Genomic DNA, 25,563 nt, shown 5'->3' with positions numbered 1-25,563 from the left:
TTCGATGCGGTTGATAATCATTCGCAACAAGGGTAATCAACCCCCAAAAGTTGAGGGAGCGAAATGATGAAGCACGAGACGGCGGTGCGTAGAGGTTCGGCACGCAAGCTGTGGTTTCAGGTCCACAAGTGGATCGGGCTCCTGCTCGCCGTGCTGATCATCCCGATCTCACTCACCGGTTCGGCACTCGTCTGGCACGACTGGTTGGATGAGACGCTGAACCCGCAACGCTATGCCGTGTCGGGCGAGGCGGCGCTCGCGCCTTCCGTCTACGCGCAGCGCGCCAGCGAGGCGCTGAGCGCGGAAGAGAGGGTCGCCACCCTCACCTTTCCCGAAGGCGAAGGTCCCGTGATGGTTAGTGCGGCGCGGCCGCCCGAGCCCGGAGCTGCGGGGCGCCCCATTCGCACCAACCTCTGGCTCGACCCCTCGGGCGGTCGTGTCATCGACCGCGCCGCCAGCAACGAAGGCGCCGTGCGGGTGCTGCACGTGCTTCACGGCAGCCTGATGGTGCCGGGGGTCGGCCGGCAGATCGTCGGCTGGGTCGGCGTGGCGATGCTGATCTCGTGCATCAGCGGCATCTGGCTGTGGTGGCCGACCAGCGGGCGCTGGACCCGCGGCCTGCGCTGGCGTCGCCAGAACAGCACCAACGCCAACCTTCATCACCAGGGCGGCTTCTGGATCCTCATTCCCCTCGCCATGCTCTCCTTCACCGGCGTCTGGATCTCCTTCCCTCAATTCTTCAGCCAGTTCACCGAAGCCTCCACGTCCAAGGGCGGCGGCGGCAACGACCGTGCGCGGCAGATGCGCGCGCGGCCGCTCGAGTCGACTGCGATGACGCCCGAAGCCGCACTCGCTGCGGCGGAGCCGCACGCCACCGGCCGGCTCATCTCGATCGCGTGGCCGACCGATCAGGCGCCGGAGTGGAAACTCAACTTCGCCCGCGAGGGCGGCCAGGCGGAGGTGAAGGTCGACGATGCGGGCGGCACGGTGACGCCGCCCAAGCCGCCGCAGCCGGAGACCTTCGCCCGCACTATGCGCCGCTGGCACGACGGCACCGGCATGGGTCCCGTCTGGCAAGTGATCATCTTCATCGGCGGCATCATCCCCGCGTTGCTCGCCGTCACCGGCATCATTATGTGGCTGCGGACACGAGGCTGGCGGAAGGACATCGCGCGCCGGCGCCAGGCACGGCAGGCGGCCGCCGCGGCGGAGTAGCTACTCCGCCGCGAGCAGCCGCTCGGCGCCGCCGAGATCGACGCTGACCAGGCGGCTGACGCCGCGCTCGACCATGGTGACGCCGAACAGGCGGTGCATGCGGCTCATCGTCACCGCATTGTGGGTGACGATCAGGTAGCGGGTGTCGGTCTCCTGCGTCATCCGGTCGAGCAGGTCGCAGAAGCGTTCGATATTGGCATCGTCCAGCGGTGCGTCGACCTCGTCGAGGACGCAGATCGGGGCAGGATTGGTGAGGAACAGGGCGAAGATGAGCGCGCTCGCCGTCAGCGCCTGCTCGCCGCCCGACAGCAGGGTCAGGGCCGAGAGCCGCTTGCCCGGCGGCTGAGCCATGATCTCGAGTCCCGCCTCGAGCGGATCGTCGGATTCTACCAGCTCCAGATGCGCCTGGCCGCCATCGAACAGGGTCGTGAAAAGGCTGCGGAAATGGCCGTTCACCGCCTCAAACGCGGCGAGCAGGCGCGCCCGTCCCTCCCGGTTGAGGCTGCCGATCGAGCCGCGCAGGCGATTGATCGCCAGGCCCAGCTCCTCGCGCTCCGCCTGGGACGCGCCGGCCTGCTCCTCCAGCTCCGCGAGCTCGCGCTCGGCGACGAGATTGACCGGCCCGATCCGCTCGCGCTCCGCGGTGAGCCGATCCAGCGCCGACGATTCGGCGGCGACGGTCTCGAGCGAGGTCTCATCGAAGCCGAGCTTGTTCGGCAGCAGCGGCGGCGGGCATTCGAAGCGCTCGCCGGCAGTGCGGGCGAGTTCGATCCGCCGGCTCTCCTGGTTCTCCGCGCGAGCGACCGCGCCCGCCCGCGCCTCACGCGCTATCGCGAGCGCTTCCGTGACCTGTGCCAGGCGCACATCGACCTCCCGCAGATGGGCCTCGGCAGCGCGTTCGGCAGCGAGCTCCGCTTCCGCGGCGGCGGCAGCACCTGCGCTCTGCTCCTCGATCGAAGCAAGCTCGCTCGCGACGCGGGCAGGAGCGTCCGCAAGGCCCTCGGCTTCCCGTTCCGCTTCGGCGATCCGTCGACCCATATCGGCGTGGCGCTTGGCGGCGTCGGAGGCGCGCATCCGCCACGCCTCCTTCTCCTTGGCCGCCGCCTCGCCGCGCTGCTTGTCCGCGCTGATGGCTCGAGCATGCGTCGCCGCCTCGGCCCGCACTTCCGCCAGCGCCCGTTGCGCAGCCTCGGCCCGCCCTCGAAGATCCGCGACGATCGCATCGGTTGCACGGGCATCCGGCAGCGCCGCGACCACCTCGTCGGCGATATCGAGGGCCCCACGCGCATCGGCGACATCCGCCTCGGCCTGGCTCATCCGTTCGACGATGCCGGTGCGGCGCACCTCGAGCCGCTCGATCGCTACCGCCGCGGAATCCTCGTCGCGCTCCGCCTGCCGGATCGCCGCGGCAGCCTCCGCCTCCGCCTTGCGCGCCGCGTCGCCGGCGGCGGCGGCCGCACGCATGCTCTCCAGAGCCTCATTCGTGCCGGCCTGAGCAGCGGCGACGGCCGCGGCAGCCTCGGGCAATGCCAGCTCGATCTCACCTAGCCGGTTGAGGCGTATCAACCGCTCCGCGGCCGCCGCGCCAAGCCCCGTCGCGACGAAGCCGTCCCACCGGCGCAGGCGCCCGTCGAACGTCACCAACCGCTGCCCCGCGGCGAGCGCGATGGACCCGTCATCCACCTCGACGACGCCGATCTGGGCAAGCCGCCGCGCCAGTGCCCGCGGCGCCTGGACATGGTCCGCGAGCGGTTTCACGCCCGGCGGCAGCGCCGGATCGCCGGGCTGCGGCACCGCGCCGGCCCAGCGTCGCTCCGCCTTCCCTTCCACCGCAGCTTCCGCGTCCTCGCCAAGCGCGGCGGCCACGGCGCGTTCGTAGCCCTTAGCCGCCTTGATGTGATGGATCGCCTTGTCGGTGCCGCCGCCGGTCTCGACCGCCTTCAGCAGCGCCTTTGCTTCCGACTGGAGGGCTGCCAGCCCGGCGCGCGCCGCAGCGCCTTCGCTCTCAGCGCGATCACGCTTGGCGGCTGCCGTGGTTCGCGCTGCTTCGGCTTGACGGAGCGCCTCGCCCGCGCTGGCCAGACGCGCCCCCGCATCCTCGACGATCTTGCGAGCCGCCTCGCGGGCGGCGAGGAGCGGCGCCTCGTCGCCGACCTCCTGGAGCTGCTGCTCAAGGCGGCGCACCTCTCCCTCGGCGCGGGCAAGCTTGGTCCTGGCCGTTTCCAGCGCGGCGAGTGCGACCCGCGCTTCCGCCTGCTCCGCCGCCTGGGTGGCGCGAGCCTTGGCCAGTGCAGCGTCGGCCTCGCGGGCGGCATCCTCATGCTCGACCGTGCGGACGTCGATGGTGGCGCGCGAGGCCTCGGCTGCCGCGACACGGGCTGCGATCGCCGCTTCTTCCTCCGCCAGCCGCTCCAGCGCCGCCTGTGCATCCTCTCCGAGCGAGGCCTCGCGAGTGCGGTCGGCGAGCAAGGTCAGGCGTCTTTCGGCAAGCTCGTTGATCCGCCGGCTGACGGCATCCCGCTCGGCCCGTAGCGTGCTGAGGCGGTGAGCGAGCGCCGCCGATCTTTCCCGCGCCGCCTGGGCCGCAGACCGCCGGTCGGCCAGCAGCTGCGCGGCTTCAACCTGGCGACCCGCAGCTTCCCGTTGGGCCTCGGCAGCCTTGTCCACCGCCGCCAGCGCAGCCTGCATCTCCTGCTTCGCGGCGTCGGCCGCCGCCGCGGCCTCGCGCCAGCGCGCGAAGATCAGCCGGCCCTCGGCGATGCGGATGCGGTCACTGAGGCTGCGATAGCGCTCGGCCGCCTTCGCCTGCCGCTTCAGCGCCGCCGCGCGCGATTCCATGTCGGCGATGATCTCGTCGAGCCGGGTCAGGTTCGCCTCGGCCGCGCGGAGCTTCTGCTCGGCATCCCGGCGCCGGACGTGAAGGCCCGCTATGCCCGCCGCCTCCTCCAGCATCTGGCGGCGCTCGGTCGGCTTGGCGGCGATGACCTGCGCGATCTTGCCCTGGCTGACGAGCGCCGGCGAATGAGCGCCGGTCGCGGCATCGGCGAACAGCAGGGCGACGTCCTTGGCGCGCACGTCGCGGCCATTGACCCGGTAGGCGGAGCCCGCGCCGCGCTCAATGCGGCGGGTGACCTCGACCTCGCCGCCGCCGATGCCGAGATCGCCGGAGAGGTCGTTCGCCTCGCGCTCCACCAGCAGCGAGACTTCGGCGAAATCGCGCGACGGCCGCGCTGCCGTGCCGGCGAAGATCACGTCGTCCATGCCGGCGCCGCGCATCGACTTGGGCGAGCTTTCGCCCATCACCCAACGGATCGCTTCCAGAACGTTGGACTTGCCGCAGCCATTGGGACCGACGACGCCGGTGAGGCCGGGCTCGATGCGGAGTTCGGCAGGCTCGACGAAGCTCTTGAAGCCCGCCAGCTTGATCCGCTTTATCCGCAAGTCAGCCCCCTGTGGGCGCATGTCCGGACGGAAAACCGGTTCCCACTTTTCCTGGACATGCTTGCCGCCCCCCAGCGCATCTCTGCCCCGCTACCCGCCCGCTTTTCGGATTTCGGCGTCGAGCTCCGCCCAGTCGTGAGCCTGCACCTTCGCACCGTTGACGAAGAAGGTCGGCGTTCCCTGCACCCCGAGCTTTACCGCCGCTTCGTACATCTGGCCGATGCGTGTGAGCGCCGCCTGGTCGGCAAGGCACGCCTTCGCCTTGGCCGCAGGAACTCCGCCCTGCGCGGCGAGCTGCGTCAGGCCTGCTGCATCGGCCACCGCCGAAAGGCGCTGCGCCTCCGGGAGCGCCTGGATCTTCTGCTTCTGCTCGGCGCTAAGGCCGCTGTACTTCGCGATCCATTGCGGCTGGGTGGAGTAGATGCGTTCGACCAGCGGGAAGAACTGGCCCGGCGTGCCGCAGCGCGCGAGCAGGGCGGCGGTCGCGTCGACGCCGTTCAGGACCATGTTGCGGAACTCGAAGCTGACCTTGCCCGCGCGGACGCGCGCCGCGAGCGGTGCCTTGGCGGACTCGCTGAACTGCGCGCAATGCGAGCAGGTGAGCGAGCCATATTCGACCACTTTCACGGATGCCGCTGGATTGCCCATGCGGTAGCCGCCCTCGGGCGTCACCGTGACGGTCTTCGCCCAATCCTGTTGCGCCGCCGCCTGCCCCTGGACCGGAGCCCAGCCGAAGGCTCCCGCGCCCAGCGTCGCCGCAGCCGCGATCAGGACGATCCGCCTGTTCATCCGCCGATTGCGGCGCGGAGCCGCGGCTCGAGCGCAGTCCAGTCGGCTGCACCCTGAACGACCTCATTGTTGATGAGGAAGGTGGGCGTTCCGGTGAGCTGATGGTCGCGCTGGGCCGCGCTGCCCATGTCGACCAGCTTCTGGATCGCGGCCTGGTCGGCGAGGCAGGCATTGGCCTTGTCGGCCGGGACGCCGCGGACCCGCACGAACTGGACGAGCCCGGCCTGTTCGGCGAGGGTCGCCGCGACCCGCTCCGGCGGCATCGTCTGGAGCTGCTGCTGGAGCGCGGGGCTCATCGTCTGGAGCTTGCCGAGCCAGTCCTCCTGCGCCGCGAACAGCTGGTCGGTCAGCTGGAAATAGGGGCCGGGGCCGCCGCAGCGGCTGAGCAGGGCGGCGGCAAGATCGGCGGGGTCGCGCACGTAATTGCGGACCTCGAAGCTGACCTGCCCGGTCTTCACATATTCATCGATCACTTCCGGGGCGCCGTCGGCCGAGAAACGCGCGCAATGGGCGCAGGTGAGCGAGGCATATTCGACCAGCTTCACGGGCGCATTGGGGTTGCCCATGACGAAGCCGCCCGCTTCGGTCTGCGAGACGACCTCGGACCATTCGCCGCCATTGGGGGCGGGCGTCGGCGCGGCCTTCACGCCGCCGCCGGCCGCTTCCTTGGTGCCGCCGCCTTCGCCGCAGCCGGCGACAAGCAGGGAAAGGGCAAGAACGGTGCCGGTGAACAATGATCTCATGCCTACCTCTTCAATTTGCCGACGACCGGGATCGTCATCATCTGCGGTACCGGTGCTCCTTCGCGCGCGGCAAGCCCCCGTGCAAGACCTTCCAGGACCGCACGAAGCTCCGGATCGGCCACCTCGCGCAGGCTGTCGCCGAGGTCGGCCGGGATCGGCCGGAGCGAGGGCGGCGCGGCTCGCGCCTTGGCCTTGGCGACCTGAACGATGCCTTGCCGAAACTGCACCCTGGCGACTGCCTGGTAGCCGAAGAAGCGATTGACCCGCTCCATGATGACGGGCGCGACATGCTGCATCATCGGCGCGTGCGCGCCCTCGACCACGAGGCTGAGGACCCCGTCGGAACGCTTGCCCGGCGGGAAGCGGATCGATTCGGGCGAGGAGACGCCGGCGTAGCGCTCGCCGACGATCTCGCGCCAGCGGCTGACGATCGAGGACTGGACGAATCCGAAGCGGCGGAAGGCGGCGCGGCCGACGTCGGGCAGCATGTCCGCCACGGCACGCGCGCGCATCGAACGCTGCGGCTCCTCGCCCTTTTTTCCCCGCCCGCTCAAACCGAAACGCCGCCCACGCCACTGGATTTTACCAATGGCGGCAGCATGGCATAAGCGGGGCATGTCCGTCGATGCTTCAGTTAACATTTTGCGCTGGTACGATTCCGGTCCGAAGCCGCTGCCGTGGCGCGCCGAGGCCGGTGAGCGGGCGGACCCATATCGCGTTTGGCTCTCCGAGATCATGCTGCAGCAGACGACGGTCGCTGCAGTCCGACCCTATTTCGAGAAGTTCACCGCCCGGTGGCCGACCATCGAGGCACTAGCGGCGGCGGACGAGGCGGAGCTGATGGCTGCCTGGGCCGGCCTCGGCTATTATGCCCGGGCGCGCAACCTGCTCGCCTGCGCCCGAACCGTGGCCGGCGTCCACGCCGGTCGCTTCCCACCCGATGAAGCGGAGCTTTTGAAGCTGCCCGGCATCGGCCGCTACACGGCGGCCGCCATTGCCGCGATCGCCTTCGGGCAGCGCGCCGTGGTCGTCGACGGCAATGTCGAACGGGTCGTCGCCCGCCTCTTCGCCGTCGGGGAGACGCTGCCGGGCGTTCGGAAGAAGCTCTACGGCCTCGCCGATCGTATCACACCGGCCGAACGTGCCGGGGACTTTGCCCAGGCGATGATGGATCTCGGCCGCACGATCTGCACGCCGCGGCGCCCCAGATGCGGCGCCTGCCCGCTCGCCTCCCTTTGTGTCGCCCGACTACAGGACCGTCAGGAGCAATTCCCCCGCAAGCAAGCAAAGCCTGTCAGGCCGCAGCGCGAGGGCTTCGCGTACTGGCTGGAGCATGGCGGCTGCGTGCTGCTCGTTCGCCGGCCGGCGCGGGGGCTGCTCGGCGGCATGCTCGGGCTCCCGACCGGCGCATGGAGCGAGCAGGCGGTGAAGGGCGAAGGTGCGCCGGCGGACGCGCAATGGCGAGAAGCCGGCTCGGTCGATCACGTCTTTACCCATTTCAGCCTCCGCCTTCGCGTGCTGCGAGCGGAGGCGCGCGACCGCTCCGCCGGCGAGGTCTGGTGGCCGATCGAGAATTTGGAGCAAGCGGGGCTTCCCACCGTCTTTGCCAAGGCCGCCGCTCGCGCCCGCGACGCTACCCTGCCGTTGCTCGAGCAGGCGGCATGATCGGCTTTACGGGCAGCCTCGTCGACCGCGCCGACCATCTGCGGCTGGAGACCGGAAAGATTGCGGAACTCGCCAGTGGCGCCCAGGCGCTGCTGCTGCGGCTCGACCGGCACGATCCGGTGCTCGATGAGACCGGCCGCCTCGCCTGGGGCAGCCTGGCTGAACTGGACGAGAGCGCCGAGCACATCTTCCTCGGCCTCCAGGGCGAGGCGCCGCTGTTCGCGCCGCTCGTCGAGGTCGAGACCGGCCAGCGCGCCTGGAACGTGTTCCGGCTGATGGCCCTGATGTCGCCCGAGGACCTCGCTTTGTGGGGCACGGCGCGCAGCCTTATCGAGTGGCACAACCGCCATCGCTTCTGCTCCAATTGCGGCACGCCGACGCGGCCCTTCCGCGCCGGCTGGGGCCGCGCCTGCGGCAAGTGCGCAGCCGAGCATTTCCCCCGCGTCGATCCGGTCGTGATCATGCTCGCCGAGCATGGCGGCAAGGTGCTGCTCGGCCGCCAGCCGCAATATCCGGCCGGCCGCTTCTCCGCCCTCGCCGGCTTCGTCGAGCCCGGCGAGTCGATTGAGGAGGCGGTCGCGCGCGAACTGCGGGAAGAGGCCGGCATCGAGGTCAGCCACGTCCGCTATGTCGGGAGCCAGCCCTGGCCCTTCCCGGGCCAGCTCATGATCGCCTGCATCGCCGAAGCGAGCGGCACCGCGATCACGCTCGACGAGAAGGAACTCGAAGCGGCGATGTGGGTCGACCGTGACGGCGTCCGCGCGGCGCTGGAGGGCGCAACGGGCGCTCCCTTCCTGGCGCCGCCGCCATTCGCCATCGCCAACACCCTGCTGCGCCGCTGGCTCGAAGGAAGCGAGGGAGCGACACCGATGGGGGACGACGCATGACCGACGAAGCAGCGAAGGAGGACGATCCCTCCCGACTGATCGATCAGCAGATCGAGGCGCTGGGGGACTGGCGGGGCGAGATGCTCGCCCGGGTAAGGGCGCTCATCAGGGAGGCAGATCCGGACGTGGTCGAGGAGGTCAAATGGCGCAAGCCGACCAACCCGATGGGGGTGCCGGTCTGGTCGCACGACGGCATCCTCTGCACCGGCGAGACCTACAAGGACAAAGTGAAGCTGACCTTCGCCAAGGGAGCGTCGCTGGACGACCCTTCGCGCCTCTTCAACGCCAGCCTGGACGGCAATTCCCGCCGCGCGATCGATCTCCAGGAGGGCGCCGCGATCGACGAGGCGGCACTGAAGGCCCTGGTCCGCGCCGCCGTGGATCTCAATCGGACGGGCAGCGCCGGCGCCCGCCGCTGAACCTTTGGCCACGCGGGCCGTTGGCGCCGAAACCAACCTCGATCAGGAGATACACCGTGGCCGACAAGAGCCTCGCCGATCTTGCGGAGAAGATGAAGGACATCGACTTCGCGATCCTTTCCACCCGCACCGCCAACGGTGCCATCGCCGCGCGGCCGATGAGCAACAATCGCGAGGTCGAGTTTGACGGCGACGCCTATTTCTTCACCTGCGACGAGACCCGCACCGTCGCCGACGTCGCCCGCGACCCGCAGGTCGGCCTCGCCTACCAGGCCAAGTCGGGCATGCTGGGGCTGCGGCCGTTCTTCCTGACGGTCGAAGGTCGCGCCGAGATCATCAAGGACAAGGGCCAATTCGCCGAGCACTGGACCAAGGATCTTGACCGCTGGTTCGAGCAGGGCATCGACACGCCGGGCCTCACCCTCCTCAAGGTGACGGCGGAGCGGATGCATTATTGGGACGGCTACGAGGAGGGCGAGATCAAGGTGAAGGCGGGACGCGAAGTCGCCGACGCCTGACGCGGTCGGGGCCCGGCCGAGTCACGGTCTGCCGCGGTCGGGCAGGATCAGGCGCAGCCCTCGACGTAGCCGAGCACCGGCATGGTGCCGGCGTGGATCAGGCTGACCTTGCCATCGGCGCCGATCTCGAAGCGGAGGGCCGGGTCACCGCCTTCCGCCCTGGGTGCGGTCAGATATTTGGCCGGGGCATCGACATATTTGTGCGGAGTTTCGCGGAAGTCGGGGAAAGCGGCGCGCACCTCCGCTTCGCTCGCGCCGACGCCGATGCCCTCGACCAGCTTCACATCGGAGCGCTCGCCCACGGTGATGCGGCGGACCCTGCCCTCTTCGACGATTGCATAGACGCCGGGGAAATCCGACGCGCTAAGCGTGCGGCACGTGTCGGAGATTTGCGCGCCGCGCTCGGCCCACGCGCTGTCCGCCGGCACCGCCTCACCGATCCTCAGCGCGCCCAGGCCCTCCAGCGTCAGCAGGTTCGCAGCGGACGAGGCCTCGGCAGGCTCCGAGGGTGGTGGCGCCACCGAAGGAGGCGGAGGCATGGCGGCGGCAGGAACGCTCTCATTGGAGGTTCCGGGCGGCGCGTCCGGCGCCTCGGAGGAACAGGCGGAAACGCAAAATACGAGCGCCGTGGCGGCTAGGATTTGTCTCATCCGCCTCCAACGGCGGCGGGGCCGGGATTGTTTCGCCCGGCGCGCCTCGAGCTGCTCGGGGGCCTGGCATCAACTGGCCGCTCCGCCCGAATTCGCATAGGGTAGACTTCCCACTGCCGACGTGGAGCCCAAGGTGGCCGGACATCGCATCTACACGACCAGTTTCGCCAGCGTGTATCCGCATTACGTCGCCAAGGCGGAGAAGAAGGGGCGGACGAAGGCGGAAGTGGATGAGATCATCTGCTGGCTGACCGGCTATAGTTCGGATGAACTGGGGGGCGAGCTGGCGGCGGGCACCGACTTCGAGAGCTTCTTCGCCAAGGCGCCGCGGCCCAACCCGGCGCGAGGTTCGGTCACGGGCGTGGTCTGCGGCGTGCGGGTGGAGGAAATCGAGGAGTCGCTGATGCGTGAGATCCGCATCCTCGACAAGCTGATCGACGAACTGGCTCGCGGCAAGAAGATGGAGAAGATCCTGCGGGAGGCGTGAAGCGCATGGCCGAGATCAAGACCAAGGCGACCGAGATCACCGTCGAGAGCTTCATCGAAGCGGTCGACAACCCGACGCGGCGCGGCGACGCGCACACGGTCTCGGCGATGATGGAGCGCATCACAGGGCACGAGCCGCGCATGTGGGGCCTCTCGATCATCGGCTTCGGCAGCTATCACTACAAATATGACAGCGGCCATAAGGGTACGATGTGCCGCCTGGGCTTTAGTCCGCGGAAGGCGCAGCTGGTGCTCTACGTCCTGACGGGCGCGGAGGGCGAGGCCGATCTGCTGTCGCGCCTGGGCAAACACAAGATCGGCAAGTCGTGCCTCTACATCAACAAGCTCGCCGACGTGGACATGGGCGTGCTCGAGACACTCACGACGCGCGCCTGGGACTGGATGAACGCGCGCTATCCGGAGTGACTGTCGCCGGCTTCGTGAAGAGGATGGACCCGGCTGGCCTGCTGCCGTATCAGTCGCACAACACACCTGCTGATGATCGGAGAAGCATATGGTGGGTTGGGTCGCCCTGGCGGCTGCGGGAATGTCGAGTGTGCCCGCCCAGATGCCGGCGGCACAGGTGGAAGGCGACCGGATCGTGCATGCCGCCGAGGGCGTCACCGTCGGGGTGCCGGCGGCTGCGACCTACGTGGGCGGTGAGCGGTTCACGCTGTATGGCGTGGCAGATGCCGAGATCCACGTTTTCGCCGAAGCCGACGCGCAGCGCCGCCTCGCCCGGCTCTACTGGATCCAGTTCGAAAGCTACCTGCCGAGCCGGCCCGAGCTGCGCTACGATTATTCCGACAACCGCCGCACCCTGCTTTGGGACACCGTCACCTGGGTCGGCGCGGGGCCGCGCGACACGAGCGACCCGGGCCGTCCCGGTTCGGACCGCCAGCAAGTCATGAATATCCTCGCGCGGGCCGGCTACACCGTCCCACCCGAGATGATGAATGCGCGTCTCGTCCAGATGCTCGACGACCCGGCCGGCACCGGCCGCGGGCGGCGCGAGCTGATGCTGATCTACTCCGAAGATCTCGCGCCAACCGGCAGACATTATGCCGAGCTGGTGCTGGACGGACGGACCACTGAAGCCTGGGAGCCGCTCGAACAACCGCTGATCGCCCGTGCGGCCGCGGCCTTCACCGTGGTGCGGCGATAGGCCGGCGCGCCGAAGCGCACAGGCTCATCGCTTGGTGACTGTGACTTTGAGATAAGTGGCCGGAATGATGGTGCGGTCGGGGCCGCCCTGGTTCTGCGCCTCGAACAAAGCGGCGAGCTCCGACCGGAGCTGGTCTGCCCGAGCATCCTTTTCGGCGGCTTCGAAGGCGTTCATCGTCGGCCCGTAATAGAGCCGGAAGCGGTCCAGGAACTCGGCCGGCGGCCCCGCATGGCGGAAGGTGTAGGTGGCGCGCTCGACCGAGATGTCCTCCGGATGGACGCCCGCGGCGCCGAAGCGGTCGCGCACATTCTCCTCCAGGCCCCAGGTGACCGGACTGATGAAGCCTTCGGGCGGCGGCGGGGTGTAGGCCGCGCTGATCTTGAGGATCTGGGCGACGAGCGTCGGATCGCCGGGAATCCAGTTGCCCATCACGATCCGCCCGCCGGGGCGGGTGACGCGTACCATCTCGCGCGCGACGTCGTGCGGCCGCGGCGCGAACATGGCGCCGAAAATGCTGACCACCAGATCGAAGCTGTCGTCGGCGAGCCCATCGAGGTTCGATGCGTCGCCTTCCTCGAAGCGCAGATTGGACAATCCCGCCTCGGCAGCGCGGGCCCTGCCGGCAGCGACGAGATTGGCCGCGATGTCGACGCCGAGCACGTTGGCGCCGCGCTCGGCCGCCGGAAGCGCGGTGGTGCCGTCGCCGCAGCCGAGGTCGAGAACGTCCATGCCGGGCTGGATGCCGAGCCCGTCCACCAGCTCCGTGCCGCTCTCGCGCATCGTCGCCGCGAGTCGAGTGAAATCGCCCTTTTCCCACAGGGCCTTGTTCGCATTCATCGCTTCTTCTCCGCAAAGGCCGAGGTTGAGCCTCTCGACGGGCGGAGCGGAAAAGGATTGCGACCAACTTGGCGGGATCGTCGATGATCATGTCGGCGCGGAAGTTCACGAGTGTCTTGCGCAAAGTATCGCCGTGACCTTCGCTCCAGCAGCCTGAGATTGCGAAGGCGCTGCCGAGGCCACAAAGCAGGGGCTGTAGGAGGGGCCTAGTCGATGATGTGGTCGCGTCCCTCGGCCGCCAGCCGGGCGAGGCCGTCCTTCATCGCCTGGAGCTGCTCGGGCGTATGCCCCTGCCACTCGGCCACCTCGCCGACCACGCGGAGCGGATCGCGGGAGCGGTAGGAGGCGGTGGGATTGCCGGGGAATTTCCTGTCGGTGAGGTTGGGATCGTCCTCGAACGGGCCGGTCGGCTCGACGATGTAGATCCGCTGCCGCCCCTCGCCTCGCGCCAGCTCGGCACCCCAGGTGGCGGCTTCCAGCGTCGCGGAGAAGTAGATCCAGCTGAGCTTGCGATCGGCATAGTTGGAGGTGAAGCCCGGCGCGAGCAGGTCGCCCACCTTCAGGTCCGCGCGGGTGCCGTGGTAGAAAGGCGGAGTGGCGTCGACTGCATAGGTCATGGGATCGTCAGGCCGCGGGAAGTCAGTCCTTGCCCTCGGCAAGCGTGTGGGCGACGAGTGCGTTGGCATGGCCGTGGCCCATCCCATGCTCCTGCTTTAGCCAAGCGACCAGCTCCATGTGCCGGGCCGGCGGACGGGCGCGCAGCAGCGCCTTCCACTCGGCGATGGAGCGGCCGTATTTCTTCTCGATCGAGGGGAAGTAGGAGGCGGGGCCTTTGACGGGTGCTTCGCTCATGGTGAAATTGGAGCAGGAGCGGCGGGGCGGGTCAAGCGGTCGGATAGGGCGGGTTTGGCGGCGTCGACAGGGTGATGCGGTTGCCGGCCGGGTCTTCGACCTGTGCCATCGTCGAATAGTCGCCCCGGATGTCTTCGCCCAGGGTTATGCCGAGGCCTTCGAGCCGGCGCCGCTCGGCCGCGATGTCGTCGACGAACAGGCTGATCGTGCCCTTGCCGCCGGAGATGACCGGGTCGGCGGCGAGGCCGAGGCCGGCATTTTCGAACAGCTCCCATTGCACCAGGGTGGGCATCGGCCGGTTGTCCGGGCCGCGGCCGAGGAGCTTCGTGTACCAGGCTTCCGACGCTGCCATGTCGGTGGCGGTCAGAATGGTGTAGATCTTGGTGGGGCTCATGGCGCACTCCCGGCAATATCGAGGAGCAACGTCAGGAGGGGCCGATCAGGTCCCAGAGGTTGCCGTAGAGGTCCCGTGGGCGGAGAAGTCGCGCCGGAAACGTCAGTCTTCAGGCTCCTGGGTCGTCGGGCTGCTCTCCTCCGGCGGAGTTGCCAAGGCCTTGCGGGCCTGCGGAAGCATGGTTTCGATCATCGTCTTTATCCCCTTGCGGGGCTCGGTCAGAGGAACAGGCGCCTCGATCTCTTCCGCGAAGAGGGTTTCCAGTCCCACGCATTGCACGAGGGCTCTCTCGGTGATCTGGCTTGCAGTCAGATCACCCGGCACGAACTTCGCGGCCTCGCCCGTTATGCAGTTGGTCCAGAGCGCCATGATCGTTTCCAGGCGCGGCGAAATGTCTGTCGGAAGCCGCCAGGTGATGCGGGACGCGATCTGATCGGCCACAGGCTTCCCATTAGCATCGCGAGCCGGCTGGAAGCGGGGGCGCTCCATCATGATCCGGCACGTCGTGCTGTCGAGCATGGCAGAGCCGCTGGATTCCACGACCGCACAGGCGGTGGGCTTGCCGTCGCTGCCGACGTCGAGGCGGAAGGCAACCGTGCCCTCTTCCTCCTTGCGGATCGCCTCATCAGGGTAGTCGGAGTCCCAAACGACGCTGTGCAGCCCCTCAGGCATGAGGGCTCGCGTCGGCGGCTCGGCGGAGGCGGCAGCGGACGTGAAGGCCAGGAGGCCGACCAGCACCGGGGAGAATAGGATCATCGGAGCAGGCTAAGCAGCGCGCGCCGGGGCCGCAAGCATGTCAGGCGAACTGCACCAGGTCCCAGAGGTTGCCGTAGAGATCCTCGAACACGGCGACCTTGCCGTAGGCGCGGGTGGCGGGATCGCGGACGAAGCGGACGCCGCGGGCGCGGTAGGCTTCGTAGTCGCGGTCGAAATCGTCGGTCTTCAGGAACAGGAAGACGCGCCCACCCGCCTGGTTGCCGATGAAGGCGGCCTGCTCCGGCGTCGCGGCGCGGGCGAGGAGGAGGGTGGCGGCGTTCTCGCCGGCGCCAGGCGGCGCGACGAGCACCCAGCGTTTGTTTTGCTCGGGCTGATACTCGTCGGCGACGAGGGTGAAGCCGAGCTTCTCCGTGAACCAGGCGATCGCCTCGTCATAATCGCGGACGATGAGCGCGATGTGGGCAATCTGAGGCACTCGATCTCAAACCTCACTCAGCCACTCGCAACGTCCGTATCTCCTTTCTCGGTGTCGGCTTGCGTCGCGCACCAGGCGTTAAGTCCGACTTTCGACGCCGCCGCGAGGAGTAAGGCGATAGCCGGTACCAGAACTACTGCAGCAACCCCGAGGACAGCGCCTACGGCCGCCGCAATGGTCATAGTTACCCCAGATTTGTACTTATTCCACGTGGTCGCTGCATCTCTCCTTACCTTGTCATATTCGGGATCTCCACAAATCAACTTGTTGAATTCTTTCTTCAGGTTTTCGAATAGCCCAGGTCCGGCAGTTGCAGTACCGAATGGAGCATTAGTGCCTGCGCCTATCTGTCCGACCCAAGCCGCCGCAGCTTCCTCATATGATAGTCCTGACTGCAAAAGTTCCTTGATCGTCCTGCTTTGGTAGGACGGGAGATCGGTGAGCCAATCTTCAGGCTGCGCTTCTTCCATGAAATTATCTACCATCAGAGCATTCCCTTGATGTACTCTGCGGAGACCGCATGCGTTGTTTGATGCAACGTCGCAGGATCAATGTTCCCCAAGATTATCCCAGAGCCTCCTGCTGGCCGGTAGGCGCCAATTACCATTGCACAGATAATGTTGTTCGCCATTACCGGGCTTCCCGACTGTCCCGGCCGCGTTTGGATGTTAAGCACGATGTGCTTCGTCTTCGCGCCGGCAGTTCCTAGCAGAACTCGTGCGCCCACCAGAGCAGCGTGCTGTGTAAGGACCAAGCGCCCGGTATCGGCGTGGGGAAACCCATGTGTCACGACAGGCGCCCCGGGAGGTGTGTCATCGGTAGAGCCGAGCGGAGATTGAGAAGCCATAGTCAGCCCTTCACAAGCGAGAACGGCAATATCCCGCACTGGATCGAAGGCGTGAAGCTTCAGTGGGACAGTCTGTATTTGGTTGTTGGTCGTATCTTGATAAGCTGATGGGCTCGATGACTGCGGCAGAACGCCTACGAGCGCATCGTCGCTATGGCCGACCACATGTGCGGCCGTAGCAAGCTGACCGGTAGCAATACCAAAGGCTGTTCCCAAGAGAGCAACCCCATCGGCACTCAGTCGGCCGATGGCCATAATGACTGGTCCGTGAAACGAGTGATGAACCATCACCTTCTCCTGAAGTTTATGCCGGCCAAACTGAAGGCACTCGCATTCTGCTTTGCCGCGAAAACTCTCACTTCCTGCGTGACCTTCATGGAGCAGAACTCAGGGCCGCACATAGAGCAGAAATGCGCCGTTTTGGCGTCATCCGCCGGCAGAGTCTGGCCGTGATATTACTCAGCGGTGTCGCAGTCGAGGCTCAGGTGGACGGGTCACGCCACAACCTCACTACGGCCGCACCAGCCACAGGCGCTCCTGCGCTCCCGGGCCTTTGCCGCTGCTATAGACCTCCGTGCGGATCGGGTGGTTGGGATCGGTGAGGTCGAGCCAGAGATCGTGCTGGTGGGATTCGCCCGCGTCGAGGTCGGTGGCGTCGCGGAAGGTGAAGTGGAGGCCCTGGGCGTCCCGACCCGCCAGCGCCAGGCGGGGCTGGTTGCCTTGCGGGCAGTAATGGGTGGCGATGAGGGACGGGCCGTCGCGGTGGTAGAGGGTGAGCGAGTGCGGCTCGCCGTTCGCGCGCTCCCAGCTTTCGACCAGCACGGTGCCGCCGGCGGTCAGGTAGAAATGGATGCTGAGCGAGCCGTCGGCGCGGTCGGCCGGACGCCAGCGGCCGACGAGCTTCGAGAGCTGGGCGAAAGCGTCTTCGGCCGGAACCGCGGCAGGGGCGGAAGCGGCCGGGCGGACGCCGGCCGGTGGGGCGAGAGCGGCGGCGACCAGCGCGAAGAAAAGGCGCGTGCGAGGCACGGCCTCTATTCCGCCGCCGGGAGGTCAATTTCGCCGCCCTTTCCCCTGAACTTCCGTCCTCATCACGCTTTTCCCTGCCGAACCATCGGCGTCAGGACCGGCGAGCTCTCGGTCCGGATCTCGCCAATGCGTTCGAAGCCGAAGCGCTCGTAGAGCGGGATGTTGCGCGGGTTCGAGCTCTCAAGATAGGCGGGGCGGCCGTCCGCGTCGATGTGCGCGATCGCCGCTTCCATCAGAGCGGTGCCGAGGCCCTGGCCCTGGCGGGCGGGATCGGCGGCGATCAGCGGCAGATACCAGTGCGGCTCCTTGAGGTGGAACTCCTCCATCTTAGCGAAGAGGGCGTCCATCTCGGCCTTGCGGTGCGCGGGCGTCTGTTCGTCCATGATCGCGGCCAGGCGCTCGCCGTCCGCATCGACGCCGGGCGGCAGCCAGGTCGCGACCGCCGCGCCGTCATCGGCGACGAAGGCGGTGCCGTGATCGAATGCCGCGCCGCCGAACGCGTCGAAGAACTCGACGCGGCGATCGAGATAGACGGCCGGGTCCGGCGAGGCCCAGCGCGCCATCGGATCGGCGGCGAAGCCGAGCACGATCGTCTGGAGGAGGCGGGTCTTGTCCTCCGGCCTGCCGACGGTGATCTCCGGCATGATCGCGCTCCTCGCTTGGGTGCGGCTCAGTCGTGCTCCCGCCCGCCCGCGCCCATGTAGAGCTGGCCGCCGGTGTCGCGGAAGGCCTTGCTCATCGCGGCCATGCCGGCTTCCACATCTTCCTCGCTGACAGGCCCTCCCCCGGCCCCTCCCGCAAGCGGGAGGGGAGCGCTGGCGGCGAGGAAGCTGTCGGCGCTCTGATTTTGCTTCGCGGCAAAATCGCGCACCTCCTGGGTAATCTTCATGGAGCAGAATTTGGGGCCGCACATGGAGCAGAAGTGGGCGGTCTTGGCGCCTTCGGCAGGGAGGGTCTGGTCGTGATATTGTTCCGCGGTGTCGGGGTCGAGGCTGAGGTGGAACTGGTCGCGCCAGCGGAATTCGAAGCGGGCGCGTGACAAGGCGTCGTCGCGCAATTTGGCGGCGGGGTGGCCCTTGGCGAGGTCGGCGGCGTGGGCGGCGAGCTTGTAGGTGACGACGCCCACCTTCACGTCGTCGCGGTCGGGGAGGCCGAGATGCTCCTTCGGCGTCACGTAGCAGAGCATCGCCGTGCCGAACCAGCCGATCATCGCAGCGCCTATGGCCGACGTGATGTGGTCGTAGCCGGGGGCGATGTCGGTGGTGAGGGGCCCAAGCGTGTAGAAGGGCGCCTCGCCGCAGGCTTCGAGCTGCTTGTCCATATTGGCCTTGATCTTGTGCATCGGCACGTGGCCGGGGCCCTCGATCATCACCTGGACGTCATGACGCCAGGCGATCTGGGTGAGCTCGCCGAGGGTGGCGAGCTCGGCGAACTGGGCCTCGTCATTGGCGTCGGCGATGCTGCCGGGGCGCAGGCCGTCGCCGAGGCTGAAGGCGATGTCGTACGCCTTCATGATCTCGCAGATCTCCTCGAAGCGGGTGTAGAGGAAGCTCTCCTTGTGGTGGGCGAGGCACCATTTGGCCATGATCGAGCCGCCGCGGCTGACGATGCCGGTGACGCGCTTCGCCGTCATCGGGATGTAGGGGAGGCGGACGCCGGCGTGGATCGTGAAATAGTCGACGCCCTGCTCGGCCTGCTCGATCAGGGTGTCGCGGTAGATTTCCCAGGTCAGGTCCTCGGCGACGCCGCCGACCTTTTCCAGCGCCTGGTAGATGGGGACGGTGCCGATCGGCGCGGGCGAGTTGCGGATGATCCATTCGCGGGTGTCGTGGATGTTGCGGCCGGTGGAGAGGTCCATGACCGTGTCGGCGCCCCAGCGGATCGCCCAGACCATCTTGTCGACCTCTGAGGCGACGTCGGAGGCGACGGCTGAATTGCCGATATTGGCGTTGATCTTGACCAGGAAGTTGCGGCCGATCGCCATCGGCTCGGATTCCGGGTGGTTGATGTTGTTGGGAATGATGGCGCGGCCGCGGGCGACCTCGTCGCGGACGAATTCGGGGGTGACGTGGTCCGGGATTGAGGCGCCGAAATCCTGGCCGTCGCGGATGTGCTCGCGGAGCTGTTCGCGGCCGAGATTCTCACGGATGGCGACATATTCCATCTCGGGCGTGATGATGCCACGGCGGGCGTAGTGCATTTGCGACACGTTCGCGCCGGGCTTGGCGCGGAGCACCTTCTTGCGGACGTTCGGGAAGGGCTGGACGCCGCCGGAGCGGTCGGGGCCGAGCTGGCCGTTATCCTCGGGCTTCACCTCGCGCTGGAGCACTTCCTCGACGTCGCCGCGGCCGCGAATCCAGTCGCGGCGGAGCTCCGGCAGGCCGGCCATGATGTCGATGCGGGCTTCGGGGTCCGTATAGGGGCCGGAGCAGTCGTAGACGCGCAGCGGCGGCTCGCCGGAGCTCGGCTCGAGGTGGATCTCGCGCATCGCCACCTGGAGCGGTCCGACGTGGATCTTGCGGGAGCCGCGGATGGGGCCGGTGGTGACCTTCAGTTCGGTTCTGGCGGGGACGTCGGCCATGTTCGGCTCCTTCAGTTGATGGGGGTGGCGCGGGCGGTGAGGCTCGCCGCGATGAGGAAGGCGCCCAGCAACAGCGCGAACAGCCCGAGGTAGCGGGCGTGGCGCATGAGCGGCCGGGCGATGCGGACGTAAAGGCGGGGCAGGCCGAGCAGCACCAGCCCCTCGAGGAAGACGATCCAGCCGATCAGCGAGACGAGCACCGCGAGCGGATCGCTCCAGCTACGATGGGAGAGGATCAGGAAGGCGCCGAACAGGATCGCGCCGAAGGCGGCGCCGACCGCCAGCATCGGCGCCTGCTCGAGCTCGTCGACCGCATCGACACCGTCGGCGGGCAGGAACAAGGCGACCATGCCGGAAGCCAAGCAGACGAAACCGGTCAGCAGCGCCAGTGGAATGGTGGCCGGGCTCGCCGTCTCGATCAACGCGCTCTCCTCCTGGAGGGAGCATGAGCGAAGGCGCCTGCTCTCCCTCCCTACGCCGGTGTCAGCCGGATCAGGTTCGGCGGGTCGCGGCCGGACAGCCGCCTCTCAACCCTGTGCGCAGGGTCCCCCGGGGAAGCGAATCCTCTACGCGCGCGGCACGCCCCCGTCTAGCAAATCTGCCGAACCTCGAGACTGCCGGCCGGGAGGGGCTTGAGCGCATCCCTCGCCGAGATATCCGGGTCGAGCCAGCGGGCAATGTCGGCGGGCGGGAGCAGCACGATCTGCCGGTTGTGATAGGGCGCGATGTCCGGCCCGGGCGGGGCAGTCAGCATCGTGAACGCTTCGCCGACTTGGGGATCGGCGCGCCAGAGGCCCGCGATCCCGAACCAGCTCTCGCCCTTCATCGTGAACAGCCATTTGTGCTTGCGCTTTATCTTCGGGTCGGCAGGGGTGGTGAACTCGTAGAAGCCGTCGGCGACGATGACGCAGCGGCCGCTGGAGAACTCCCGGCCGTCAGACCGGAAATTGAACACCGGCTTGCCGCCCGGGCCCGGCCAGCTCCAGCGGCGCTGAACCATTTCGACAGCCTCGGGTTCGTTCGGGGCGGCACGAATGATCGGAGCGCGATCCGTGATCCGCACGTCGTCGCGAGGCTCCATGTTCGGACGCCCCTCCGGAAAGCGGAGGGGAATGCGAAGCTGGCTGAACGCGCCCTCGATGGGCCCAAGCTCCGCGCGGATTCGGTAGTCGCTGCACATATCGAAAGCATCGCAATTGGTCGGTGAACGAGGTGAATAGGGGTGCCTGTGGCTTGAACGCAACAGTGCGGCAGACACAGCGAAGCTTGTCTTGCGCGCGGCCCTTCCCTTCGGCAGCCTAGTATCTGCAAACTAGGGGGAATTTCTGATGTCCATGCTCTTGGCGGTGCTTGCCGCCGCCGCTTCGCCTGCCGCAACGCCGCCGCCCGACGACAGTGCAGCTGAAATCGCCGAGGACGCCGCGCGCGATCTCAAGGACAACCGCTTCTACAACAAGCCGGGCGCGACGCGGGCGCAATATGATGCCGACTGGCAGGAATGCCGGCTGATCGCGCGCGGCTCGCGCACGCCGAGCGGCACCGTACCCGTCTTCTACAATCCGAACATCATCTCGCCGGTCGCGGCCGGCGCGGCGGGCGGGCTGGGCGCCTTCATCGGCGCCAAGATCGCCGAAGGCATCCAGCGGCGCGCCAACCGGCGCTCGTGCCTGCTCGTCAAGGGCTGGCGCCTGGTCGAGGTTGACGATGCGACCAAAGCCAAGGTCGCGGCGATGACCGATGCGGATCGCGACGCCTATTTCGCCACCATCGTCGGCGCCGATCGGGTCGACGGCAAGATCGAGGTCTTCGAGAACGCACTGGCCGCGCCGAAGCTGGCGGCCGGCCTCAACCCGGGCGGCAAGGTGACGGCGCCTGCCGCGCTGACCGCAGGCAAGAAGGTGGATCTCGGCGCGTTCAAGCTCGCACCGGGCCAAGGGGCGATCCTGGTCGGCTTCCGCCGTCCCGACGATCACAGCCTCGGCAAGTCGGCGTCGGCGAGCTTCGCGCGCTATGATGCCGAGCAGGGCGACCTCCACTACCAGCCGCGCGACTGGAAGAAGAAGGGCGACAAGACGACCTACGGCGTCCACGCGCGCAGCATCGACAAGAAAGCGGGGCACGAGCTCCACATCCTGCCGGTGACGGCGGGCCGCTACGTGCTGAGCAGCGCCCAGGCCGGGCCCTACAATCCGCAGCAGATCACCACCTTCTGCCTCGGCGCGCCGTCCTTCGAGGTGAAGGAGGGGGAGATCGTCTATTTCGGAGACCTCACCCCCTATATGAGCGCGCCCGCGAGCGATGGCGGCAAGCTGCTCGCCATGCCCTACAGCAGTGACGCCGAGGGCGCGCGCGCGTTGCTCGCCGGGCGCAAGGCGGCGCTTGCGGGGAGCTTCAGGTCGGCGGAGCTGCAGAACGACGCGACCTGGGGCTGCATCGGCCAGGCAATGACCGCTTATCGCGTGAAGGAAACAGCCGTCGCGAGCATTCCTGCGGGGAGCCAGTGACAGGCTGAGGGCTAAAGCTCCTCTCCCTTGATGGGAGAGGATACGGAGCCTTGGCGACGAAGGAGCCTAGGCGGAGTTGGAGAGGGTGAGCGCCGCCTGGGCGGCGCGCGCGGCACCGCCGCGCATCGCACCAGCGGCCATCGAGGCCGCTGCCGCGAACCCCTCTCCCTACCCTCTCCCACAAGGGGAGAGGGGGTTGGCTGCAGACAAAATGTCAAATGCGGGCGAGGCTAGAGCGGCAGCACGAGTTCTTGTGCGACCGCCGGGGCTTCGCTGCGTTCCTCGCCTAGGTTCGATAAGGTGAGGCCGAGCAGGCGGATGCCCTTGGGTGCCGGCAGCAAGGTCTTGAGGAGCGCGATGCCGATCTCGAGGAACTCGGTGCGGCCGCTCACCGCGCGGTCGAGCGAGCGGCAGCGCGTGACGATCTGGAAGTCCTGATATTTCACCTTCAGCGTGACGGTGCGGCCGGCGATGTCCCCTTTGTCGCCGATCCGGGTCCAGACCGTCGTGGCGATGCGGTCCAGCTCCGCGACCAAGGCCTCCTCCTCGCGCAGATCCTCGAAGAAGGTGTCCTCGGCGCCGATCGACTTGCGCTCCCGGTCGGCGCGGACCTGGCGATGGCAGATGCCGCGGGCGAGGTTGAAGTAATATTCGCCCGAGCTGCCGAAATTGTGGCTGAGGAAGTCGAGGCTCATGGCGCGCAAGTCCGCGCCCGTTTCGATGCCGAGCCGCGCCATCTTCTCCGCAGTCTTGGGGCCGATGCCGTGGAAGCGCTTGACCGGCAGGGTGGCGACGAAAGCGGCTCCCCTGGCCGGAGTGATGACGCAAAGGCCGTCGGGCTTGTTCTGGTCGCTGGCCAGTTTGGCGATGAACTTGTTGTAGGAGACGCCGGCCGAGGCGGTGAGGCCGGTCTCCGCGCGGATGCGGGCGCGGATCTCCTCGGCGATGCGGGTGGCGATGCCGATCCCCTTCAGATCCTCGGTAACGTCGAGATAGGCTTCGTCGAGGCTGAGCGGCTCCACGTGCGGCGTATAGTCGGCGAAGATTGCGCGGATCTGGTGCGAGACCTCGCGATAGGCGTCGAAGCGCGGCTTGACGAAAATGAGCTCCGGGCAAAGCCGCTTCGCCGTCACCGAAGGCATGGCCGAACGCACGCCGAACTTGCGTGATTCATAGCTGGCGGCGGCGACGACGCCGCGGTGCATGCCACCGACCGCGATCGGCTTGGCGCGGAGTTCCGGATTGTCGCGCTGTTCGACGCTCGCGAAGAAGGCATCCATGTCGACATGGATGATCTTGCGGACGTGCGTCGCAGGCCCTTCGACCGCGCTCGGAGCAGTTGCTGCGTTCACCCTTTGTGCTTAGCCGAGGCGCGGGAGAGGGGAAAGCGAATTGAGCGATTCGGGAGACGCGCACAGGCTCGTCTTCTGCTTTCCCCTCTCCCTACCCTCAGCCGGGGGCGAGGGATGGGTTCAGAACCGGACGCTGAAGCCGACTGCGGCCAGGGACCCGGTACGTTCGCCGACATCCTTCATCGGCTGGGTGCGCTTGAAGTCGCGCTCCTTGGCCGAGTAGCGGGTCACCGAGAAGATCCCGACGCCGACATGCATGTTCTCCGCCACCGGCATGCTGGCGACGAGGCCGTTGCGGGTCGCGCGCGAACCATCCTCCTCGAACTCGCGCCGGCTCGTCACGCCGAGGCCGTTGGCGCCCTCAGGGAACAGGGCACTGCTGGTCGCAGGATGATCGTTTCGCCGGCCTAAAACCTCCGCATAGCCAAGTGTCCCAACGGGACGCGCGCCACCATCACGAGCCGAAACCTGAGCGCCCGCGGGCGACACAAGAAGCCACGGCACAACGACGGCAGCGAGCCCGCACTGCCAGATCCTCATCTTGTGGGCTCCAAATGCTTTTGCGGATACAGCGTGCGAAGCCCGCGCTGAGTTCCATTGGGTTTCGAAGCTGTACTTATTTGAAGCAAGTCGAACGACGGGGTTAATCAGCCGCAACTTCGGTATGTGGCTGCGACAGGAACGCCGCGCGGTCACCGTGTAATCCGCCCCAGATGGTGCTAAGCCTCGGTCTCGGCTCGATTTCGTCTGGCTGCGTCCCAAAATGAACCTGCCCATCGAAGGGCTATAACAATCCGTAGCTTGGCGCTAAGCGCCTGATGTAAGCGTATGATGATGACCAAGGGCAAGAGGGACGGGTTGCTGATCGCGGGCGGGGGACTCTCCGGCTGCCTGGCCGCGCTCGCCATGGTCAAGGCGCGTCCCGAAGTGCCGATCCTGCTGGTCGAGGAAGGCGAGAGCTTCGGCGGCAACCACATCTGGTCCTTCTTCGATCCGGACGTCGAGGAGGCCGATCGCTGGATCGTCGATCCCGTCGTCGGGCATCATTGGGAGGGCTACTACGTCGCCTTCCCGGAGCATAGCCGCAAGCTCAAGGCCGGCTATAACAGCATCCGATCGGTCGACCTCGACCGCGCCGTGCGCGAAACGCTGCGGCCGGACCAGTATCGGCTGGGCACCAAGATCGCCGCGGTCCGCGACAACGAGCTGCTGCTGCTCGGTGGGGAGAAGATTCGGGCCGACGGCGCGATCGATGCGCGCGGCGCCGCCAATCTGTCGATGCTGGACCTCGGCTGGCAGAAGTTCGTCGGCCGCGAATATCGCTTCGCCGAGCCGCACCGCGTCGACCGGCCGGTGATCATGGACGCAACGGTCGACCAGCAGGGCGGCTACCGCTTCGTCTACTGCCTGCCTTTCTCGGAAGACCGGATGCTGGTCGAGGACACCTATTATTCGGACAGTCCCGATCTGGACGTAGCCCAGATCGGACAGCGGCTGGACGCCTATGTCGCCAAGCGCCGGTGGAAGCCGGCTGAGATCGAGCGCGAGGAATCGGGCGTGCTGCCGGTCACGATGGGCGGCGATTTCGGCGCCTTCTGGCGGGTCGGCGGGGCGCGGGTCGCCAAGCTGGGCCTGCGCGGCGGCTTCTTCCACCCGACTACCGGCTATACGCTTCCCGACGCGGTCCGCACGGCATCGATGCTGGTCAAGCAGAAGAGCTTCGACGGCGCCGGCCTGCACGATTTGTTCGAGCGGGAAGCGGCGGGGCTCTGGAAGAAGCGCGATTTCTACCGCACATTGAACACGATGCTGTTTCGCGCGGCCGAGCCCCATGAGCGGTACAAGGTGCTGGAGCGCTTTTACAGGCTTGATCCGGCGCTCATCGCCCGCTTCTATGCCGGCCAGTCGACGATGATCGACAAGATGAAAGTGCTGAGCGGCAAGCCGCCGGTGCCGGTCGGCAAGGCGGCCGCGGCGCTCAGGCAAAGGGCGAAGTGACC

General features: G+C 67.5%; 29 protein-coding genes, 1 pseudogene and 1 riboswitch. Of the genes and pseudogenes, 10 read left to right on the top strand and 20 right to left on the bottom strand.

Annotated features, from left to right (window positions below; translation table 11 throughout):
• Window positions 1-66 precede the first annotated feature (66 nt).
• A complete protein-coding gene (locus tag AC5JBD_RS04515; RefSeq protein WP_495720560.1) occupies window positions 67-1,215 on the top strand; it encodes a PepSY-associated TM helix domain-containing protein in 1,149 nt (382 codons plus the stop codon).
• Here the strand turns inward: AC5JBD_RS04515 and smc are convergent, their stop codons facing one another.
• The 4 genes from smc to AC5JBD_RS04495 all read right to left on the bottom strand — a co-directional run bounded on the left by smc (window position 1,216) and on the right by AC5JBD_RS04495 (window position 6,700).
• Window positions 1,216-4,656: a chromosome segregation protein SMC gene (gene smc, locus AC5JBD_RS04510; protein WP_495720559.1), complete on the bottom strand. Its 3,441-nt coding sequence runs from the start codon at window positions 4,654-4,656 to the stop codon at window positions 1,216-1,218.
• 90 nt (window positions 4,657-4,746) lie between these two features.
• Entirely contained in the window at window positions 4,747-5,445 is a 699-nt protein-coding gene (locus AC5JBD_RS04505; RefSeq protein ID WP_495720558.1) for a thioredoxin domain-containing protein, read from the bottom strand.
• On the bottom strand, window positions 5,442-6,188 hold the full coding sequence (locus AC5JBD_RS04500; protein WP_495720557.1) for a DsbA family protein: 747 nt from the start codon (window positions 6,186-6,188) through the stop codon (window positions 5,442-5,444). The genes AC5JBD_RS04505 and AC5JBD_RS04500 overlap by 4 nt, the downstream gene beginning before the upstream one ends.
• A gap of 2 nt (window positions 6,189-6,190) precedes the next feature.
• The gene (locus tag AC5JBD_RS04495; RefSeq protein WP_495720556.1) at window positions 6,191-6,700 is read right to left on the bottom strand and encodes a DUF721 domain-containing protein; all 510 of its coding nucleotides are present in this window, start codon (window positions 6,698-6,700) and stop codon (window positions 6,191-6,193) included.
• Between the two features lie 103 nt (window positions 6,701-6,803).
• Between AC5JBD_RS04495 and mutY the strand changes: the two genes are divergently transcribed.
• From mutY to AC5JBD_RS04475, 4 genes are read left to right on the top strand one after another with little or no spacing between them, the layout of a single operon-like run.
• Window positions 6,804-7,853, top strand: coding sequence for an A/G-specific adenine glycosylase (gene mutY / locus AC5JBD_RS04490; RefSeq protein ID WP_495720555.1), 1,050 nt, complete (start codon window positions 6,804-6,806; stop codon window positions 7,851-7,853).
• Window positions 7,850-8,740 (top strand): NAD(+) diphosphatase, encoded by an 891-nt coding sequence (nudC, locus tag AC5JBD_RS04485; RefSeq protein WP_495720554.1) that lies wholly within the window; start codon window positions 7,850-7,852, stop codon window positions 8,738-8,740. Before mutY ends, nudC begins: the two co-directional genes overlap by 4 nt.
• The gene (locus AC5JBD_RS04480) at window positions 8,737-9,159 is read left to right on the top strand and encodes a DUF1801 domain-containing protein (RefSeq protein WP_495720553.1); all 423 of its coding nucleotides are present in this window, start codon (window positions 8,737-8,739) and stop codon (window positions 9,157-9,159) included. Before nudC ends, AC5JBD_RS04480 begins: the two co-directional genes overlap by 4 nt.
• Window positions 9,160-9,215: 56 nt before the next feature.
• Window positions 9,216-9,677, top strand: a complete 462-nt coding sequence (locus tag AC5JBD_RS04475) for a pyridoxamine 5'-phosphate oxidase family protein (RefSeq protein WP_495720552.1) — start codon at window positions 9,216-9,218, stop codon at window positions 9,675-9,677.
• Window positions 9,678-9,724: 47 nt separating this feature from the next.
• On the opposite strand, the gene AC5JBD_RS04470 is transcribed toward AC5JBD_RS04475, so the two are convergent.
• Window positions 9,725-10,327: a hypothetical protein gene (locus AC5JBD_RS04470; RefSeq protein WP_495720551.1), complete on the bottom strand. Its 603-nt coding sequence runs from the start codon at window positions 10,325-10,327 to the stop codon at window positions 9,725-9,727.
• 133 nt (window positions 10,328-10,460) lie between these two features.
• On the opposite strand from AC5JBD_RS04470, the gene AC5JBD_RS04465 reads away from it, so the two are divergent.
• The 3 genes from AC5JBD_RS04465 to AC5JBD_RS04455 all read left to right on the top strand — a co-directional run bounded on the left by AC5JBD_RS04465 (window position 10,461) and on the right by AC5JBD_RS04455 (window position 11,978).
• Window positions 10,461-10,814, top strand: coding sequence for a DUF2200 domain-containing protein (locus AC5JBD_RS04465; RefSeq protein WP_495720550.1), 354 nt, complete (start codon window positions 10,461-10,463; stop codon window positions 10,812-10,814).
• Window positions 10,815-10,819: 5 nt separating this feature from the next.
• Window positions 10,820-11,239, top strand: coding sequence for a DUF1801 domain-containing protein (locus tag AC5JBD_RS04460; protein ID WP_495720549.1), 420 nt, complete (start codon window positions 10,820-10,822; stop codon window positions 11,237-11,239).
• An 88-nt stretch (window positions 11,240-11,327) separates the two neighbouring features.
• Complete coding sequence (locus tag AC5JBD_RS04455; protein WP_495720548.1) at window positions 11,328-11,978, top strand: hypothetical protein; 651 nt, start codon at window positions 11,328-11,330, stop codon at window positions 11,976-11,978.
• A 24-nt stretch (window positions 11,979-12,002) separates the two neighbouring features.
• Here the strand turns inward: AC5JBD_RS04455 and AC5JBD_RS04450 are convergent, their stop codons facing one another.
• The 13 genes and pseudogenes from AC5JBD_RS04450 to AC5JBD_RS04390 form a co-directional block, all read right to left on the bottom strand.
• Window positions 12,003-12,815 (bottom strand): class I SAM-dependent methyltransferase, encoded by an 813-nt coding sequence (locus AC5JBD_RS04450; protein WP_495720547.1) that lies wholly within the window; start codon window positions 12,813-12,815, stop codon window positions 12,003-12,005.
• A 206-nt stretch (window positions 12,816-13,021) separates the two neighbouring features.
• A pseudogene (gene arr / locus AC5JBD_RS04445) lies at window positions 13,022-13,405 on the bottom strand (NAD(+)--rifampin ADP-ribosyltransferase); the annotation flags it as partial.
• Window positions 13,406-13,454: 49 nt separating this feature from the next.
• A complete protein-coding gene (locus AC5JBD_RS04440; protein ID WP_495720546.1) occupies window positions 13,455-13,667 on the bottom strand; it encodes a DUF4287 domain-containing protein in 213 nt (70 codons plus the stop codon).
• Window positions 13,668-13,698: 31 nt separating this feature from the next.
• Complete coding sequence (locus AC5JBD_RS04435) at window positions 13,699-14,061, bottom strand: VOC family protein (RefSeq protein WP_495720545.1); 363 nt, start codon at window positions 14,059-14,061, stop codon at window positions 13,699-13,701.
• Window positions 14,062-14,163: 102 nt separating this feature from the next.
• The gene (locus AC5JBD_RS04430; RefSeq protein WP_495720544.1) at window positions 14,164-14,799 is read right to left on the bottom strand and encodes an energy transducer TonB; all 636 of its coding nucleotides are present in this window, start codon (window positions 14,797-14,799) and stop codon (window positions 14,164-14,166) included.
• A 58-nt stretch (window positions 14,800-14,857) separates the two neighbouring features.
• Window positions 14,858-15,253 carry a VOC family protein gene (locus AC5JBD_RS04425; RefSeq protein ID WP_495720543.1) on the bottom strand — a complete coding sequence of 132 codons (396 nt, stop codon included), beginning with the start codon at window positions 15,251-15,253 and terminating at the stop codon, window positions 14,858-14,860.
• A 17-nt stretch (window positions 15,254-15,270) separates the two neighbouring features.
• On the bottom strand, window positions 15,271-15,738 hold the full coding sequence (locus AC5JBD_RS04420) for a hypothetical protein (protein ID WP_495720542.1): 468 nt from the start codon (window positions 15,736-15,738) through the stop codon (window positions 15,271-15,273).
• Entirely contained in the window at window positions 15,738-16,355 is a 618-nt protein-coding gene (locus tag AC5JBD_RS04415) for a S1 family peptidase (RefSeq protein WP_495721187.1), read from the bottom strand. Before AC5JBD_RS04415 ends, AC5JBD_RS04420 begins: the two co-directional genes overlap by 1 nt.
• A gap of 255 nt (window positions 16,356-16,610) precedes the next feature.
• The gene (locus tag AC5JBD_RS04410) at window positions 16,611-17,126 is read right to left on the bottom strand and encodes a hypothetical protein (RefSeq protein ID WP_495720541.1); all 516 of its coding nucleotides are present in this window, start codon (window positions 17,124-17,126) and stop codon (window positions 16,611-16,613) included.
• 62 nt (window positions 17,127-17,188) lie between these two features.
• Window positions 17,189-17,770 carry a GNAT family N-acetyltransferase gene (locus AC5JBD_RS04405; protein WP_495720540.1) on the bottom strand — a complete coding sequence of 194 codons (582 nt, stop codon included), beginning with the start codon at window positions 17,768-17,770 and terminating at the stop codon, window positions 17,189-17,191.
• A gap of 26 nt (window positions 17,771-17,796) precedes the next feature.
• A complete protein-coding gene (thiC, locus tag AC5JBD_RS04400) occupies window positions 17,797-19,707 on the bottom strand; it encodes a phosphomethylpyrimidine synthase ThiC (protein ID WP_495720539.1) in 1,911 nt (636 codons plus the stop codon).
• A gap of 11 nt (window positions 19,708-19,718) precedes the next feature.
• Window positions 19,719-20,129: a hypothetical protein gene (locus AC5JBD_RS04395; RefSeq protein ID WP_495720538.1), complete on the bottom strand. Its 411-nt coding sequence runs from the start codon at window positions 20,127-20,129 to the stop codon at window positions 19,719-19,721.
• Window positions 20,130-20,159: 30 nt separating this feature from the next.
• Window positions 20,160-20,269, bottom strand: a riboswitch (TPP riboswitch).
• A gap of 27 nt (window positions 20,270-20,296) precedes the next feature.
• Window positions 20,297-20,887: an SOS response-associated peptidase family protein gene (locus tag AC5JBD_RS04390; RefSeq protein WP_495720537.1), complete on the bottom strand. Its 591-nt coding sequence runs from the start codon at window positions 20,885-20,887 to the stop codon at window positions 20,297-20,299.
• Window positions 20,888-21,035: 148 nt separating this feature from the next.
• On the opposite strand from AC5JBD_RS04390, the gene AC5JBD_RS04385 reads away from it, so the two are divergent.
• Window positions 21,036-22,211, top strand: a complete 1,176-nt coding sequence (locus tag AC5JBD_RS04385; protein ID WP_495720536.1) for a hypothetical protein — start codon at window positions 21,036-21,038, stop codon at window positions 22,209-22,211.
• Window positions 22,212-22,441: 230 nt separating this feature from the next.
• On the opposite strand, the gene dinB is transcribed toward AC5JBD_RS04385, so the two are convergent.
• A complete protein-coding gene (gene dinB / locus AC5JBD_RS04380; protein ID WP_495720535.1) occupies window positions 22,442-23,563 on the bottom strand; it encodes a DNA polymerase IV in 1,122 nt (373 codons plus the stop codon).
• 120 nt (window positions 23,564-23,683) lie between these two features.
• Entirely contained in the window at window positions 23,684-24,103 is a 420-nt protein-coding gene (locus AC5JBD_RS04375; protein ID WP_495720534.1) for a hypothetical protein, read from the bottom strand.
• A gap of 294 nt (window positions 24,104-24,397) precedes the next feature.
• Here AC5JBD_RS04375 and crtY point away from each other — a divergent pair, with 294 nt between their 5' ends.
• The gene (gene crtY, locus AC5JBD_RS04370) at window positions 24,398-25,561 is read left to right on the top strand and encodes a lycopene beta-cyclase CrtY (RefSeq protein WP_495720533.1); all 1,164 of its coding nucleotides are present in this window, start codon (window positions 24,398-24,400) and stop codon (window positions 25,559-25,561) included.
• Window positions 25,562-25,563: the final 2 nt, after the last annotated feature.

It is taken from the genome of Allosphingosinicella sp., assembly GCF_059502505.1.
Note: the sequence above shows the minus strand (reverse complement) of the source record. Positions and strands in the feature narration are given on the sequence as shown.